Raw genomic sequence first — 16,264 nt, forward strand, 5'->3', positions numbered from 1 at the left:
TACCTTATGAAGCCCATAAATATTACAAGGGATTCACTGTTATATATGAAGTGATAGAAAAGAAAGATAAGGATATATATGAAAGTATTATATGAAAATGTACAGACTGCTACCTTTGTAGAGAGACCTAATCGATTTGTGGTCCATTTAGAATTACAGGGACAAATCATAGCTGCTCATTTACCGAATCCAGGTCGTATGTGGGAACTTCTTTTTGTAGGGGTAAAGATGTATGTGGTGCATCATCCAAAAGAAGGTGCGAAAACACAATATCGTGTCATCGGTATTGAACGAGAGGGTGTTCCCATTATGTTGGACACTAATTATTGTAATGACATGGCAGAGTACATGATTGAGGAACAACTGATTCCTGGATGGGAAGAATGGCGAGTGGTACGACGAGAGTACACAGTAGGTCATAGCCGCTTTGACTTATTGCTCGCTAATGATAAGGGCGAACATTTTTTACTGGAAGTAAAATCTTGTACACTATTTGGCGATCAAGGGGCGATGTTTCCTGATGCGGTGACAGAACGAGGTCGAAAGCACTTACTACATTTGCAAGAATTACAGCAAGAGGGATATCGTGCAGGTATTTTATTCTTAGTGCAATGGGGACGAGCTCTGTGGTTTTCCCCAGACTTTCACACGGATTTGGAATTTACTAAGACATTTATTGAGGTGGCACCACAATTAGATTGGAAGGCCATGGCATTACAGTGGACTTCAGATTTTCACAGGCCTACGGTGGTACGAGAGTGCCTGTACAATGATGTGGTTGTGCGCATAGAAGCGGAGGACCGAGGCGATTACCTCATGGTGTTGCAGGTGGAAGAGCCAGTGACCTTAACTATTGGAAGTAAAGGAGACATGTACTTTGAATCCGGTTATTATGTGTATGTAGGGTCAGCGAAAGCCAATTTAGAAAAACGTATTGAACGTCACAAACGGAAGCGGAAAAAGAAACATTGGCATTTAGATTATTTGCGAAGTGTTAGTACTGTCATTGCTGCGTTACCGATTCGTAGTTCCAGTGATTTAGAATGCGAATTGGCGAAGGCGATGAAGGCTATTAGCGTAGACGAGGTGAAAGGCTTTGGCTGTAGCGATTGTCATTGTGATTCACATTTATTCAAAATGGATGTGAATCCTATCCATGATGAACGATTTATGATCGAGGTGGTAGAGCAATTTCGAATGAATCGATTGAATACGATGATGTTGGACAGGTAGCTACAAAACTGTGAGAATATTTATTCAATATATACGTTCACAAGTGTTTATATTTGAGTATATTGAAATTTTTATGTAAAAAGATAGAAAAAAAGTGCATAAAATGGTATAATAATTTAGTTAATAGATTCGTTTTTAAAAATGAGGTGATACAATGGAGGAAAAGGCTTGGAGTCATGGCAAGATTGTGCCAGTCCAAATCGATAAAGAAATGCGTAGCTCCTATATCGATTACGCCATGAGCGTTATCGTTATGCGCGCCCTTCCAGATGTACGTGATGGGTTGAAACCTGTACACCGTCGTATTCTATATGCGATGCATGAAACAGGCATGACACCGTCGAAACCGTACAAAAAATCGGCTCGTATCGTCGGCGACGTACTTGGTAAATACCATCCACATGGTGATAGTTCTGTGTACGATGCAACGGTGCGTTTAGCCCAAGATTTTAATACAAGATATCCACTGGTAGATGGTCATGGTAACTTTGGTTCCATTGACGGCGACTCCGCAGCGGCTATGCGGTATACAGAAGTTCGTATGTCTCGTATTGCTACAGAAATGCTAGCAGATATCGAGAAGAAAACAGTGGACTTCATGCCGAACTATGATGAATCTTTGGAAGAACCAACCGTGCTTCCTGCAAAGATTCCAAATTTGTTGATCAATGGTTCCGCCGGCATTGCCGTTGGGATGGCAACGAACATTCCGCCTCACAACTTAGGAGAAGTGGTAGATGGTCTAGTGATGCTTATCGACGACCCAGAGGTAGATGTGAATCAACTGATGACGGCTATCAAAGGTCCAGACTTCCCAACAGGGGCGTCTATCCTTGGCCGTGAGGGCATAAAAAAAGCCTATGCCACAGGTCGCGGTAGCATCAAAATGCGTGCGAAAGCTCATATTGAGGCTATGACGAAAGGTAAACACCGTATTGTGGTCACAGAAATTCCGTACCAAGTGAATAAAGCGCGCTTAATTGCAACCATTGCAGATTTAAGCCGTGATAAAGTGGTGGACGGCATTACGGCCCTTCGTGATGAAAGTGACCGTCGTGGTCTTCGTATCGTCATCGAATTGCGTGCAGACGTACAACCAGATATTGTGTTGAATAAACTATATAAACATACACAATTACAAGATACATTTGGCGTAATTATGCTAGCATTGGTGAAAGGCCATCCAAAAGTATTGACTTTGAAAGAAGTACTAGGTCATTACCTAACGCACCGTCAAGAAGTGATCGTACGCCGTACAGAATTCGACTTGGCGAAAGCAGAAGCTCGTGCCCATGTATTGGAAGGTTTGTTGATTGCTTTAGATCACATTGATGAAGTGATTCATACTATCCGTAGTTCTCAAACTACAGATATTGCTCGTGCCGCTTTGATTGAAAAGTTCAGCCTTACAGAAATTCAAGCGAACGCTATCTTAGATATGCGGTTAGCTCGTTTAACAGGTTTGGAACGCGAAAAAATCGAAGAAGAACATGCAGCATTGTTAGTGTTGATTGCAGATTTAAAAGCAATCTTAGCCTCCGACGAACGTCAACGTGAAATTATCAAAGAAGAATTGATTGCCATGAAAGAAAAATATGGCGACAAACGCCGTAGTGAAATTACGATTGATACGTCTGACTTCGATGTAGAAGATCTAATTGCTGATGAAGAAATGGTTATCACATTAACTCGTCAAGGTTATATTAAACGCATGAATGCTAATGTGTATCGCAACCAACATAAAGGTGGCGTAGGCGTTGTGGGAATGAAAACAAAAGATGATGATTATGTAGCACAAATTATGCATGTGCGTACACATAATACATTGTTATTCTTCACATCCACAGGTCGTGCGTACCGTTTAAAAGCCTACGAAGTGCCAGAAGCATCTAGTCGTAATTCACGTGGTACAGCCATCATTAACGTATTACCTCTTAATGTAGGGGAAACAGTGACGAACATGATCGACTTAGAACGCATCTCTAGCGATGTGAACTTGTTTATGGTCACAAAACAGGGCGTTGTAAAACGTACGGCTATTGATGAGTATCGCAATATTCGTCGCGGTGGTTTGAATGCAGTGGCATTGGATGAAGGAGATCAGTTAATCTCCGTAGGATTAACCTATGGTAACCAAGATGTATTGCTAGGTACGAAAAAAGGTATGGCTATTCGCTTCCATGAATCTGATGTACGTTTAATGAAACGAGCAGCTCGTGGTGTGAAAGGTATTAATCTCAATACTGGTGACGAAGTTGTAGGCGCTAGCATCATCCACGGCACTGGCGAAGAATGCCAAGTCTTTACTATCAGTGAAGAAGGATATGGCAAACGCAATGTGGAAAGCTCCTATACAGTACAAAAACGTGGTGGTAAAGGGACGAAAAACTTTAAAATCACGGAAAAAACTGGTGAAGTAGTGGCCGTAGAAATCGTGAATGACAACGATGAAATGATGCTTATTTCTGAACAAGGTAAAATCATTCGCTTTGATGTAAATGATATTGCGGTGAAGAAAAGTAAAGCTATTTCTGGCGTGAAAACACAGAACTTAGACGAAGGAGATAAAATTGCCTCTGTAGCGGTTATTTCTGGAGAAGATCTAAAAGAAGATGAAAGCTTGTTTTAATATCGGCTTTCTTGCCATTCTTAATTGAGTAGAAGGGAAGAGCACGACACATTCCTCCGCAAACTGATACAGTGGTTAGGTTTGCTCCGGAACATGTCGTGCTCTTCTTGCGTTTGTGGAATTTTGTCAGATAAGGGGACAAGAAAGACCAATTCTACAATGGCGCTTTTTCTGCATTGAATTTTATCGATGAATAGCATATAATAGTAATGTTATATCATAAAATCAGAGTATTAGGAGGCGAGTCCTATTTTAGACTTTAAGCGTTTTACCTTAGAAGATAAGCCCCGTATTGATGCGTACTTTGGAGAGCATCATTATGAAGCGTCAGATAATAGTTTTACTACATTGTTTATGTGGCAAGATATTTATGGCATTACTTGGGCAGAAGAAGAAGGTGTGTTATTTATTAAAGGTGGTGGAGTGACAGAATCTCCATTTATGTTACCACCGTTTGCTGGAAAAGATGCCAAGTTTGTAGATGGATTACAAATGGCGAAAGAGTGGTTCAAAGAGAACCAAATTCCATTTTTATTAAAAGGTGTTAATCCAATCATGATGGAAAGGATGCAAAAGTTGTGTCCAGATTGTTATGAATTTACACCTGACCGTGATAACTTTGAATATATCTATCGTACAGAAGATATGATTACCTTAGCAGGTAAAAAGTTACGTCAAAAGAAGAACCATTTAAATCAATTCCGTATGCAATATTCTAATTATGAATATATGCCAATTGATGAGAATACAATTCCTTTATGTCGTGAAGCGGCAGAGCAATGGGTGGAAACACATCATGAAGAAGGCATTGAAGATGAACTAACAGCTATTAATTTACTCTTTGACCATTGGGGTGCATTGGGTCTTGTAGGTGGTTGTATTAAATTGTTCGGACGAGTAGAGGCTTTCACCATTGGAGAAATGTTGAATGAACATATGGCGCTGATTCATATTGAGAAAGCAAATCCAACCATCCGTGGTTTATATCAAGCCATCAATAATGAATTTATTCGTCATGAGTTCGTAGATACACAGTTTATCAACCGTGAAGAAGATATGGGATTACCAGGGCTTCGCATGGCGAAAGAATCTTACAACCCAGATCATTTTGCTGAAAAATATGATGCTCGTTGTATCAAACAAGGCGCCTGTGAGAATAACGTGTAGCGAATAGTATATAATTCCTAGGGACATATGATAAGTTCCTAGGAGTTTTATTTTCTTTCTGACCAAGGAATCGTTTGTTCTTGCGATGTGGCCTTGCGTTCGCTTGCTGATACTGTGCAAGACCCACGTCAAGGTATATAATGACTAGACAGTAACGGGATTGATGTAGAGAATGAAAGGAGCCAATATGACCTATTTTTGGGAAGGCTTACTGATTGGGTTTGCTGTGTTGGCGCCCATAGGGATGCAGAATCTATTTATCATTAATACAGCACTGGTACAAAAGGCATCACGTATTATTACTACCATTCTAATCGTGGCATTTTTCGATCTTACCTTAAGTGTATCGGCGTTTTATGGCATTGGTGCTATCTTTGATATATGGCCTTTTTTGAAAGGCATCGTACTTCTTTTGGGAGGAGCGGTTATCTTTTACATGGGCTATACCGTGTTTAATTCAGAGCCGAATGTATCTCATGTGGATACGAATGTGACAATTTGGAATATTGTGACTACTGCCTTTGCGGTGGCATGGCTGAACCCTCAGGCACTTATTGATGTGACGATGATGTTCGGTGCTGTGAAAGCCAGCATTCCTGAGGAGTCATCCATCTATTTCTTACTGGGATACATCGTGTCTGCTTTTGCTTGGTTTGGAGCATTATCGACTATTATTCACAAATTAGCAAAGCGTATCAAAATTTCGCAACTCGTATGGATCAACCGTATCTGTGGGTTGATTTTATTCGGATATGGAGCGAAATTGTTTATAGATGGAGTATTACTGTATATATAGTAAACTTTCAGAAAAGAAGTGCATAAAGGGTCTAGCAGTAGACCCTTATTTTTTTATATAATACTAATATAAAGTATTCGAACTATTTTCAATGTACCATAACGATGGAAGAGGGATTATTTTGAAATTTAGAATAGCAAAAGATACGGACACAAAAGATGTAAAGCGTTTGTGGGCCTATTGTTTTGAGCCAGAAGGTCATCCATTTTTTAACTATTATTTTGATACTGCTTATGAACCAGAAAATACGATGGTTGGTATCGATCGTAGTTATTTGGTGAGTACCGTCCATTTACGACAAAATATTATACGTGTTCGTGGTGTGGACCTGTCTATGTCTTACATGGTGGGAGTTGCCACAGACCCTATTGTACGTCGTAGTGGGGTAGGCAAGAAATTACTGAAATCAGCATTAGGAGAATTAAAACAACGTGGACAAGGAGTCACTATTTTAATGCCATCGTATGCTGGGTTTTACCAAAAATATGGATGGGATTTATACGCTCATCAATGGGTACAAACCATGAAGCTAGATAATTTGGCCCCACTAGTAGAAACTACAGATAAAACGATGTCCTTTGGGATGTTACGGTCTCCACGGGAGTGGAAACGTTTAGCAGGGGTATATGAGACATATACCAAACCATTATCTGGCTATGCTGTGCGTAAAGAAAAAGAATGGGTTCGCTTATTAGAATCTATTTTTGCAGAAGGCGTGCAAGTAGGGTATGTGAAAAATGATTCTGGACAATTAGAGGGCTATTGTTTTTATCGCTTAGGGGAACCTGAGATTGCTGTGACAGAATTTGTGTATACTACGCGTCGTGCGCAAAAAGCGTTGATGAACTTCTTGTACAACCATCGCTCCCAAGGTGACAGTGTACGGTGGAATGAAGGTATGCTGGATCAAGGCTATATCTTTCATCCTAATGGAAAAGTAGGACACAGTACTATGCCATTTATGATGAGTCGTATTGTAGATGTCAAATTAGCTATGGAAAGTATTCCTGTACCAGTAGCATTAGAAGGAGCGATCCAATTCGGTGTGAAAGATCCATTATGTGAGTGGAACCATGGTACCTATGTAGTGTCTTATAAAGAAGGCAAGGCGCAAGTAGTAAAACATAAAGAGCATGTAGATATTAATGCTAAATTAGTATTCTCTGTAGGTGCATTGAGCTTACTTCTCATGGGTCGTATGAGTGCTACAGAACTTGCTTTTGAAGAAAAATTAGAAGGACCAGATGATATATTAGAAGTATTGAATCGGGCTTATCCAAGACAAAATACATATATAAATGAATGGTGGTAAGATACTTTTTAAAGTTGATACAATCACCATAAAATAAGAAAGAACGCTATGCATTTCTTGACAAGCTATGAGAATATTTTAGTTTGCTATAGGATGTGTAGTGTTCTTTTTATTTTTCTATTGATCTTATGTATAAGAGCTGGTACAGTGATCTTATATACATGTATATAGGAGATAGAGATGAGTGCGATAAATTTTACGAAATCATTACAATATAGTGGACCAGAGTTTGTATCGAATAATGCAGAAGAAGGGCGGAAGGTAATTTCCGCTATAGAGAGCGAATTAAAACGGTGTGAATCCTTTTTTATCAGTGTAGCCTTTATTACAGCAGGTGGATTAAGTCCATTATTAATGACGTTAAAAGAGTTGGAAGGAAAAAATATTCCAGGTCGTATTTTGACAACAAATTTCTTGATGTTTAATGATCCTAAAATACTAGACAAGTTAAGTCAGTTTAGTAATATAGAGCTCCGCATATTTGATGCACAAGGATCTGATGTAGGTTTTCATACAAAAGGATATGGATTCCATTTAGAGGATGAGTTTACTATTATCGTGGGCAGCTCTAATATGACGCTCCACGCATTGACAAGAAATAAAGAGTGGAATGTGCATTATAGTTCTCATAAGCAAGAATCTTTTGTGATGTCTGTCTTAGAAGAGTTTGAAAGCTTGTGGGCAGCAGATGAGACAAAGACTTATGTAGACTATATTGATACGTACAGAATGTTATATGAGCAATATAATGATTCTACTAAAAAACAATTACCAGCGGTGGTAGATACAAATATAAATGAATCTAATCAAGTCCCAAAAGTATTACAGCCGAACAGCATGCAGTCCTATGTGATGGAAAGGTTTACAGAGTTGTATCAATCAGGTGCTAATAAAGGATTGTTGATTTCTGCCACAGGAACAGGTAAAACTTATGCATCAGCCTTTGCTGTCAGTAGTGTAAAACCAAAGCGAGTACTATTTTTAGTGCATCGTGAACAGGTAGCGAGACAGGCGATGGAATCGTATCAACGGGTAATTGGCGACTCTGTGACATATGGTGTGTTATCGGGTGCAGCAAAAGGTTTTTCTGAAACCTACTTATTTGCGACCATGCAGATGATGTCTAAGCCAGATTGTTATGAACGATTTTCCCCTACAGATTTTGATGTGATTGTTATCGATGAGGCACATCGAGCAGGATCTGAAAGTTATCATAGAATTATGGAATATTTCAGGCCTAAGTTTTGGTTTGCTATGACTGCTAGTCCAGAGCGTACAGATGATTTCGATATTTATAAGCTATTTGATTATAATATTATTCATGAAATACGATTACAACATGCATTAGAGGCAGATTTACTATGTCCATTTCACTATTTTGGTATCGGACAATTATCTGATGGCATCACAACCTATGAGGGTGATGAAGCACAGAGCATTTTTGCCAATGAATGGGATTACCAAACAAGAGCTAGATTAATTCTAGAGCAATGTAATTTTTATGGATATTCTGGAGAGCGAGTAAAAGGGTTAGTATTCTGTTATAGTATTGAAGAAGCACAAGAGTTATCCAAGGCTTTTAATCAACTAGGGATGAGAACTATTAGTTTAAGTGGTGCAGATTCGCAAGAAATTCGGGAAGAGGCTATTCAACGATTATCAGGACCGGATGCGAATGATGCGTTAGATTATATTATGACCGTAGATATTTTTAACGAAGGTATCGATATTCCAGAGGTCAATCAAGTTGTTATGGTTCGTGGTACAGAGAGTCCCATTGTGTTTGTGCAACAGTTAGGTCGGGGACTACGTCGTCATAACAGTAAAGATTACGTGGTCGTTCTTGATTTTATTGGAAACTTTAATAATAACTTTATGATTCCTGTAGCTCTGTCCGGAGATGTAAGTCATAACAAGGATAGTTTGCGGTATTATGTGCAAGAAGGGACGCGAGTGATTCCGGGTGCATCTACGATTCATTTTGATGCGATTGCTCAAGAACGTATTTTTAAATCTATTGACACAGCTAAATTCACACAGATTAAACATATTCGGCAAGCCTATAAAAACTTAAAATATAAATTAGGTCGTATTCCTAAATTGATAGATTTTGAAAACTATGGAAGTATCGATATTTCATTAATCTTTAATAGTAATGCAAAAACATATTATAAGTTTTTGGTAGACTATGAAAAAGACTACACGCATAGGTTTTCGTCGGTAGAAGCAAAAATACTAGAGTATATGGGCCAGTATATGGTACTTGGCAAACGAGTACATGAACTCTATGTATTGGAAGGTTTGTTGAAAGGTGAAGTTAATCCACTGACGTATATGAGAACACAGTTACTAGGATTAGGTATTCCTTGTACAACTCATACGGAAAGAAATATCATCAATTTATTTACAGGTCAGTTTAAGACAGGATCCTCCAAAGCTGGATTTAAGGATGCCCTGTTGTGCGATGAAGTGGTAGATGGATTGCAAATATCAGCGGTATTCCGTGAAGCTTTAGAAAATGAAGGGTTCCGTGATATGGTCGAGGACTATGTGAAAGTGGGCTTTCAAAGAAATCAAAAATACTATAGTCAAAGATATGAGGAAGCCTCTTTTACGCTGTATCAAAAATATACCTATGAAGATGTATGCCAGTTAATGGAGTGGGAAACTAGTATCGTACCATTAAATATTGGTGGTTATAAATATGATGAGGCTACCAAAACATATCCGGTATTTATCAATTATGATAAGGGCGAAGATATTGCAGATACTATTAGATATGAAGATAGATTATTATCTCCACAACAATTAATTGCTATTTCTAAAAGTGGTGTGGACCTTAGTAACAATTTGGTACAAAAAGCGTTACATGCAAAAAAAGAAGGTATTACTATGCATTTGTTTATCCGAAAAAATAAGAATGATGAAGATGGGGCAAAAGAGTTTTATTATTTAGGTCATATACATGCAACAGGGGAAGCAGAAGTATTTACCATGCCAGGTACAACGAAAAAAGCCGTTCGTATTATGTATGATTTGGAAACTCCGATACGTGAAGATTTGTACGATTATTTTGTGAATTATTAAAGGAGATATGGATGAAGACGATAGAAGTAGTAGCGGCAGTTATTTTGAAAGATAACCAAGTATTAACTACACAAAGAGGTTATGGAGATTTACAAGGCCGTTGGGAATTTCCAGGAGGTAAAATTGAGTCTGGAGAAGATCATAAAGCAGCTTTATCTCGTGAGATACAAGAAGAATTAGATGTGCAGATTACAGTAGGAGATTTTTTAACAACCGTAGAGTATGACTATCCTAACTTTCATCTTATTATGCATGCCTATCAATGTGAGTTATTAGGAGAATTTCATTTACAAGAACATAGTGCAGCTCGTTGGTTAAACTTAGAAAACTTATATGATGTAGATTGGTTAGAAGCAGATTTACCTATCGTGGAATGTGTGAAAAGTTTAATTGCTTAGGTAGGACGTATAGAGGTATAAATGATATACTAATAATTAAATATGACAATATTAGAATAGTATATGATTCACAATGAAAGAGAGAGAGACCATGAAAAAACTAACTACATCTATTCTAGTAGCATTATTCAGTGTGACCATCTTCACACCAACCCATGTAGAGGCGAGTTGGTTGTCTAAAACGTGGAAAAAGGTTGAAAAATCATGGAATGAAGCGGGGAAACAAAGCAGCACTACTGGAATAAGTAGTACATCTTCCAGCACGATTCGTTTACCACAACGATCTGAGTATCCAAGAAACTTTGGTCTTCATCAAGTTGTAGGTCATTCATTAGAGGCTATTGAATATCAAGTGTTGGGAGTTCCTATGGGAGCTACTTTCAGACAAGTAAGAAATAGCCTTGGTGTACCTACTGAAATTAATCGTGGTATGAGATATGGTGGAGTAAGATTCGATATGTCGTTTACAAAAGGCGACTATTATGATAATAACGTGGTAGATTATATTGAGATTACGAATAGAGATGCTACGACTCATCGTGGGATTGCAGTAGGTGACACATTAGAACAGGTGTATAATGCCTATGGTCGACCAACATATATTTTTGACAATAATGCGTGGTTTTATGGTGCATTCATGTGGAATTCAGACTATATTTCAGGTATTTATTTTGACAATGATGGTGAAAGAGTAACGAAAGTTCATCTGCATTCTCATTGATATATATTTTCAATGAGAGGTATCTTTATGAAGAAGCTAACCACATCTATTTTACTAGCACTATTCAGTGCCACTATCTTCATGCCAACACATGTAAAAGCTAGCTGGTTGTCTAAAACATGGAAAAAAGATTGAAAAATTTTGGGATGAAGCAGGGAAACAAAATGCTTCTACGGAACTTTTATATGGGCATCAGATGCCAAAAGTGGTATTACTTTTGAAAATGATGGAGAAAAGGTAACTAAGATTAGGATTATTAATTCCTAAAAAGATACTTATCAAGTTTATTTCCGTAATCTACATCTGAAATTAATAAAGTAAATTCCCATTTAATCTATTATGAATTATAACATCTAAATTCATAATGTATATTATTCAACTAATACACAGGAGGCCCCAACATGAACACAACTAAAACACCCCATTTATCCTCCTCTCTTCGACACGCACCATTTTCTCAGGATAGCTCCACCAGTATTACCTATGAATACAGTCCACTGTTAGAGCGCTTTCCCCTGGCTCATGGTGTGACCTACCGCTATGGTGGTGTCAGTGAAGGTAACTTTAATAGTTTTAACATGGGTCTGCATGTGGGTGATGATCCGAAAGCGGTGGCAGAGAACCGCAAACGATTAGCGCAGGTGTTAGGTGTGGATTCAAATCATTTGACTTGTGGTGAGCAAGTGCATGGGGTAGGCGTGACGAGGGTGACGGAAGAGCTGGTCGGTCGAGGTGCTTTCAGTTGGGAAGACAGTATCCCAGATAGTGATGCGATTCATACGAATTTGGTGAATGTGCCACTCTTGTTGCTCGTGGCAGACTGTGTGCCTGTGCTTATCTATGATGCGGTGCATCATGCGGTGGCAGTGGTTCATGCAGGTTGGCGTGGTGCCATCGCTCACATTGTGGAGCGCACGATGGATAGTATGCACGATGCGTACGGAACGTTGCCAAAAGATTGCTACCTCTTCATCGGTCCCTCCATTGGAGAAGACTCCTTTGAGGTGAGTGAAGAGATTGCTGAACAATTTCGACAGGATATGGGTAATTTGGGACTTTCACAGGTAAATGCAGTCGTGCGTTATCTCCAACGGTTAGAACAAGCGACACCTACTCCACATATAGATCTGAAAGGATATATTGCAGCTTGTGTCGTACAAAAAGGTGTGCCTATAGATCAAGTGATTCTGTCTGCTACGGATACGATGATGACAGAAGGATGTTATTCATACCGAGGGAATGCAGGCAAGACGGGACGAATGGCTATGTTTGCAGTATTACGAAATCAAGGTTAATAGATGATGGAGTTTCAATAGTTTTGTATATCATAAGACCTTGTATAGAACATGAGTAGCACGGAAATTTAGAGATACATTTTTAGGCATTGTTTGAGAATAGAATAAAAAATATGACAAAGAATAAGAAAATCTTAAGAACTAGGCTTGAAATCATGCTTTTTCTATGTACTTTTCTTATTCTTTCGTTTATAATAAAAAAGATAAAGTATTATTTTTTTTGTGAAGACCTTTCAGAGTGAAATGTAACGATGAAAAAAGGACTGACATATATGATTGCAACAGCATTACATAACGTGCAAGAACGCATAGAAGCGGCTAAGGCACGAGTGGGGAGAAGGGATTCTGTTACACTTGTAGCAGTAACGAAGAATCATCCTGTAGAGGCTGTACAAGAAGTAGCTCACCTAGGTGTAGGAACTGTGGGCGAAAATCGTGTACAAGAAGCAAAAGAAAAAATGGAACTCTACCAGGGACCGGAACTCCAATGGCATTTAATTGGACAATTACAAAACAATAAAGTGCGTAATGCAGTGGGTAAATTTTCTTTAATTCATTCAGTTCATAGCGTGAAATTGTTGGATGAAATCCAACGTATTGCTGCTAGAGAAGGACTTATACAAGAAGTATTACTACAAGTGAATGTGGCACGAGAAGAAAGCAAGTCTGGGATGGATGTGGAAGAGTTTCCAACCATACGGGAATATGCCAAATCATTACCCAATATACGGGTAAAAGGGCTTATGTGTATGGCACCATTTTTTGATGATCCGGAAGAGGCTCGCCCTATATTTAGAGTCGCTCACGCTTTATTTGAAGACATGAAACTTCATTTTAATGAAGGTCAGATTGAATATATATCCATGGGGATGACCCATGATTTTGAAGTAGCAATTGAAGAAGGTGCAAATATTGTTCGTGTAGGAACAGCAATATTTGGAGAACGCCACTATAATGAGTAATGGAGGAATTAACGATGGCACTGAAAGATAGCTGGAATTCTGTAAAAAGTTTTTTTGGTAGTAATCAAGATGATCAATATGAATTTGATGAATATGATAATGAGATGTATGAAGAAGAGTCTCAACAACCAGTAGTAACAGCACCAGTAGCAGGTGGCAATGGACCAGTAGCATCTGCAGCACGACCAAAAACAGGAGGATATAATACAGTGGCACAACGTTCTAGCGGTATGAAAGTAGTCATCGTAGAGCCAAAAGCATTCGATGATTCTGAAAATATTACAAATCAATTGCGCGATATGCGTCCAGTAGTGATTAACTTTGAAAATACAGACCCTCATGAAGCAGCACGTATTGTGGACTTTGTAAGTGGTGCTACATTTGCATTAGATGGCAAATTAGAAAAAATTGGCAAAGATATTTTCATCTGTGTACCAGTGAATGTAACAGTAGATTATACAGATAAAGAGTACACAGAAATATCTGACAAATTAGCTTGGAAAGAACCACAAGCCTAAGCATTAGGAGGTAGCCATGCAAAAAATACTACTAATTGGTGTAGGATCGATGGGTGGTGCTATTTTACAGGGGGCTTTGGAACAAGGTGTTTGGGGCCCTGAGGAAGTAGATGTACTAGTGCGTCGCAGTGAGCAAGCATCAGAATTGGAGCGCACGTTAGGTGTCACAGCCTTCACGGACTGTGATGCCATACCTGCTTTTGATGAGTACAGAACCATTGTATTTGGCGTAAAACCTCAAGTCTTACCGTCTCTTATGGAAGAGGTGGGACCACAAATCGAGGCGAGAACATTATGTATTTCTATTGCGGCAGGCATTACATTGGATACATTACAATCCTTTGCACCCCATGTACATTGGTTACGAGCTATGCCGAATACTCCAATTTTGGTAAAAGCTGGCTTTACAGCGATTGCTAGTAGTGAACAAGTGACACCAGGTGAGCGAGAACAAGCTTTGCGCATTTTCGAAGCCTTAGGTGAAGCCGTGGTATGTTCAGAAGCTGATTTAGACCGTATTGGCGCTCTAGCAGGGGCAGGTCCAGGCTATATGTATACCATTTTAGATGCTATGGCAAATGCAGGTGTTCGGATTGGTCTCACTAGGCCATTGGCGTTGCAAGCAGCGGTACAGACGATGTATGGCTCTGGCTTGATTGCCTTAGAAACAGGCGCTCATCCGAGCGTACTTAGGGATCAAGTGACATCTCCTGGAGGTACGACTATAGCAGGTATTGCAGCCATGGAAAAAGAAGGGTTGCGTTCTTCCATTATGGAAGGCATCTTAGCTTGTTATGAACGGTCAAATGAAATAGGAAAACAACGTGAAAGATAAAGAAAAGTTAATTCGATATTTTGAAGCATCTGGTAATGGCGAAGAGGCTAGACGTATGATTGATCTAGCGGAGCAAGTACAAGCAGGCCGACCTTATCGTGTGACAGATTTTATGTCACCTGCAGGCCTTGTCATTGCAGATGCAGTAAAAGCGAATTTTGGTGGTATTACTATCATTTCCAGTGGTGGTTACGAAGGGGCAGAACGCCTTCGAGTGGCTTTTGTGGCCCCTCACTTTCAAGGAACAGTAGACTTACAAATCGCGGTGTTGAAAGTATCTTGGGATCCACGATTCCGATTATTGACACATCGCGATGTGTTGGGTTCCTTAATGGGACTTGGTATTGATCGCACTCATTTTGGAGATATTATCGTCACTAGTGGTGGGGCGCAGGTAATCGTAGATGCAACGATAGCAGATTTTGTGATTCAAAACTTTACAAAAATTGCTATGGTCACGGTTACAGTATCACGGATGGAATTGAGTGAATTACAACCGAAAGAAGAAAAAATAAAAGAAGTGCGAACTACTGTTGCGTCTATGCGGTTGGATTCTATAGCTTCTTCAGGTTTTAGTACATCTCGTACAAAAGTTGTGGAGGCCATTAAGGCAGGATTAGTACAAGTGAATTGGCAACCTGCGAAAGGACCAGCGCAAGAAGTAAAAGAAGGAGATATTATTTCTCTTCGTGGCAGAGGTCGTATGCAAATAGAAAGTATTACCGGCACGTCTAAAAAAGGGCGTATTGGAGTACATCTAAAACGATTTATGTAAGGAGGCTGATCCTATGTTAACACCAATGGATATTCATAATAAAGAGTTTGGAAAAAGTATTCGTGGTTTTGATTGTGATGAAGTAAACGAGTTTTTGAATGAAGTGGTACAAGCTTATGAAATCTTGTATCGTGAAAACCGTGAAATGACTGATAAAGTAGAGCAAATGGAAAAACGTTTGAATCAATATGAATCAACGGAAGAAACTATGCGCAATACATTGGTGCTTGCTCAAGAGACTGGTGAAAATGTAAAAGAGGCAGCTCGTAAAGAGGCTGATTTAATTTTACAGAATGCGGAACAACAACGATCTACGATTTTAGAAGATGCCAATCGTGCGTTGCGAGAAGCAGAAGCTAAATATGCTACCATTGCGAATGAAATGGCCGTGTTCCGTGCAAAAGTAGAATCAATTTTAACAGCACAACTACAATTATTAGATGGCATTGCTTTAGAGGAAACAAAACCTGTAGAGACAGAAACAGAAGTATAAGGTGAATTTCGGCTTGAGTATTCAAGCCGTTTTTGCCATTGTA

14 protein-coding genes are annotated in these 16,264 nt (G+C 39.1%); all 14 read left to right on the forward strand.

Annotated features, from left to right (window positions below; translation table 11 throughout):
• Positions 1-78 precede the first annotated feature (78 nt).
• The 14 genes from sfsA (at position 79) to EO111_RS07490 (ending at position 16,221) form a co-directional block, all read left to right on the forward strand.
• Positions 79-1,233, forward strand: coding sequence for a DNA/RNA nuclease SfsA (gene sfsA, locus EO111_RS07425; protein ID WP_126940983.1), 1,155 nt, complete (start codon positions 79-81; stop codon positions 1,231-1,233).
• A 154-nt stretch (positions 1,234-1,387) separates the two neighbouring features.
• On the forward strand, positions 1,388-3,862 hold the full coding sequence (gene gyrA / locus EO111_RS07430) for a DNA gyrase subunit A (RefSeq protein ID WP_009353770.1): 2,475 nt from the start codon (positions 1,388-1,390) through the stop codon (positions 3,860-3,862).
• 249 nt (positions 3,863-4,111) lie between these two features.
• The gene (locus EO111_RS07435) at positions 4,112-5,029 is read left to right on the forward strand and encodes a DUF2156 domain-containing protein (RefSeq protein ID WP_127011164.1); all 918 of its coding nucleotides are present in this window, start codon (positions 4,112-4,114) and stop codon (positions 5,027-5,029) included.
• Between the two features lie 187 nt (positions 5,030-5,216).
• Positions 5,217-5,825: a LysE/ArgO family amino acid transporter gene (locus tag EO111_RS07440; protein WP_127011165.1), complete on the forward strand. Its 609-nt coding sequence runs from the start codon at positions 5,217-5,219 to the stop codon at positions 5,823-5,825.
• 121 nt (positions 5,826-5,946) lie between these two features.
• On the forward strand, positions 5,947-7,137 hold the full coding sequence (gene eis, locus EO111_RS07445; protein WP_126940980.1) for an enhanced intracellular survival protein Eis: 1,191 nt from the start codon (positions 5,947-5,949) through the stop codon (positions 7,135-7,137).
• A gap of 180 nt (positions 7,138-7,317) precedes the next feature.
• Entirely contained in the window at positions 7,318-10,224 is a 2,907-nt protein-coding gene (locus EO111_RS07450) for a DUF3427 domain-containing protein (protein WP_127011166.1), read from the forward strand.
• 11 nt (positions 10,225-10,235) lie between these two features.
• Positions 10,236-10,622 carry a (deoxy)nucleoside triphosphate pyrophosphohydrolase gene (locus EO111_RS07455; RefSeq protein WP_127011167.1) on the forward strand — a complete coding sequence of 129 codons (387 nt, stop codon included), beginning with the start codon at positions 10,236-10,238 and terminating at the stop codon, positions 10,620-10,622.
• Positions 10,623-10,713: 91 nt separating this feature from the next.
• Positions 10,714-11,343 (forward strand): TonB-dependent receptor, encoded by a 630-nt coding sequence (locus EO111_RS07460; RefSeq protein ID WP_127011168.1) that lies wholly within the window; start codon positions 10,714-10,716, stop codon positions 11,341-11,343.
• 401 nt (positions 11,344-11,744) lie between these two features.
• Positions 11,745-12,638, forward strand: coding sequence for a peptidoglycan editing factor PgeF (pgeF, locus tag EO111_RS07465; protein ID WP_127011169.1), 894 nt, complete (start codon positions 11,745-11,747; stop codon positions 12,636-12,638).
• A gap of 272 nt (positions 12,639-12,910) precedes the next feature.
• Positions 12,911-13,600 carry a YggS family pyridoxal phosphate-dependent enzyme gene (locus EO111_RS07470; protein WP_127011170.1) on the forward strand — a complete coding sequence of 230 codons (690 nt, stop codon included), beginning with the start codon at positions 12,911-12,913 and terminating at the stop codon, positions 13,598-13,600.
• Positions 13,601-13,614: 14 nt separating this feature from the next.
• A complete protein-coding gene (locus EO111_RS07475) occupies positions 13,615-14,118 on the forward strand; it encodes a cell division protein SepF (RefSeq protein ID WP_009353917.1) in 504 nt (167 codons plus the stop codon).
• 16 nt (positions 14,119-14,134) lie between these two features.
• Positions 14,135-14,953, forward strand: coding sequence for a pyrroline-5-carboxylate reductase (proC, locus tag EO111_RS07480; protein WP_127011171.1), 819 nt, complete (start codon positions 14,135-14,137; stop codon positions 14,951-14,953).
• The gene (locus EO111_RS07485; RefSeq protein WP_127011172.1) at positions 14,943-15,728 is read left to right on the forward strand and encodes an RNA-binding protein; all 786 of its coding nucleotides are present in this window, start codon (positions 14,943-14,945) and stop codon (positions 15,726-15,728) included. The genes proC and EO111_RS07485 overlap by 11 nt, the downstream gene beginning before the upstream one ends.
• Before the next feature lie 13 nt (positions 15,729-15,741).
• Positions 15,742-16,221, forward strand: a complete 480-nt coding sequence (locus EO111_RS07490; protein WP_009353901.1) for a DivIVA domain-containing protein — start codon at positions 15,742-15,744, stop codon at positions 16,219-16,221.
• Positions 16,222-16,264 lie beyond the last annotated feature (43 nt).

Source organism: Veillonella sp. CHU594 (assembly GCF_003992265.1).
Taxonomy (GTDB): domain Bacteria; phylum Bacillota; class Negativicutes; order Veillonellales; family Veillonellaceae; genus F0422.

Excerpts from the sequence above, each read along its gene's own strand:
- pgeF (WP_127011169.1), top strand. The coding sequence starts at position 11,745 with ATGAACACAACTAAAACACCCCATTTATCCTCCTCTCTTCGACACGCA.
- EO111_RS07450 (WP_127011166.1), top strand. The coding sequence starts at position 7,318 with ATGAGTGCGATAAATTTTACGAAATCATTACAATATAGTGGACCAGAG.
- sfsA (WP_126940983.1), top strand. The coding sequence starts at position 79 with ATGAAAGTATTATATGAAAATGTACAGACTGCTACCTTTGTAGAGAGA.
- proC (WP_127011171.1), top strand. The coding sequence starts at position 14,135 with ATGCAAAAAATACTACTAATTGGTGTAGGATCGATGGGTGGTGCTATT.
- EO111_RS07490 (WP_009353901.1), top strand. The coding sequence starts at position 15,742 with ATGTTAACACCAATGGATATTCATAATAAAGAGTTTGGAAAAAGTATT.
- EO111_RS07470 (WP_127011170.1), top strand. The coding sequence starts at position 12,911 with ATGATTGCAACAGCATTACATAACGTGCAAGAACGCATAGAAGCGGCT.
- EO111_RS07475 (WP_009353917.1), top strand. The coding sequence starts at position 13,615 with ATGGCACTGAAAGATAGCTGGAATTCTGTAAAAAGTTTTTTTGGTAGT.
- EO111_RS07460 (WP_127011168.1), top strand. The coding sequence starts at position 10,714 with ATGAAAAAACTAACTACATCTATTCTAGTAGCATTATTCAGTGTGACC.
- EO111_RS07440 (WP_127011165.1), top strand. The coding sequence starts at position 5,217 with ATGACCTATTTTTGGGAAGGCTTACTGATTGGGTTTGCTGTGTTGGCG.
- EO111_RS07455 (WP_127011167.1), top strand. The coding sequence starts at position 10,236 with ATGAAGACGATAGAAGTAGTAGCGGCAGTTATTTTGAAAGATAACCAA.
- gyrA (WP_009353770.1), top strand. The coding sequence starts at position 1,388 with ATGGAGGAAAAGGCTTGGAGTCATGGCAAGATTGTGCCAGTCCAAATC.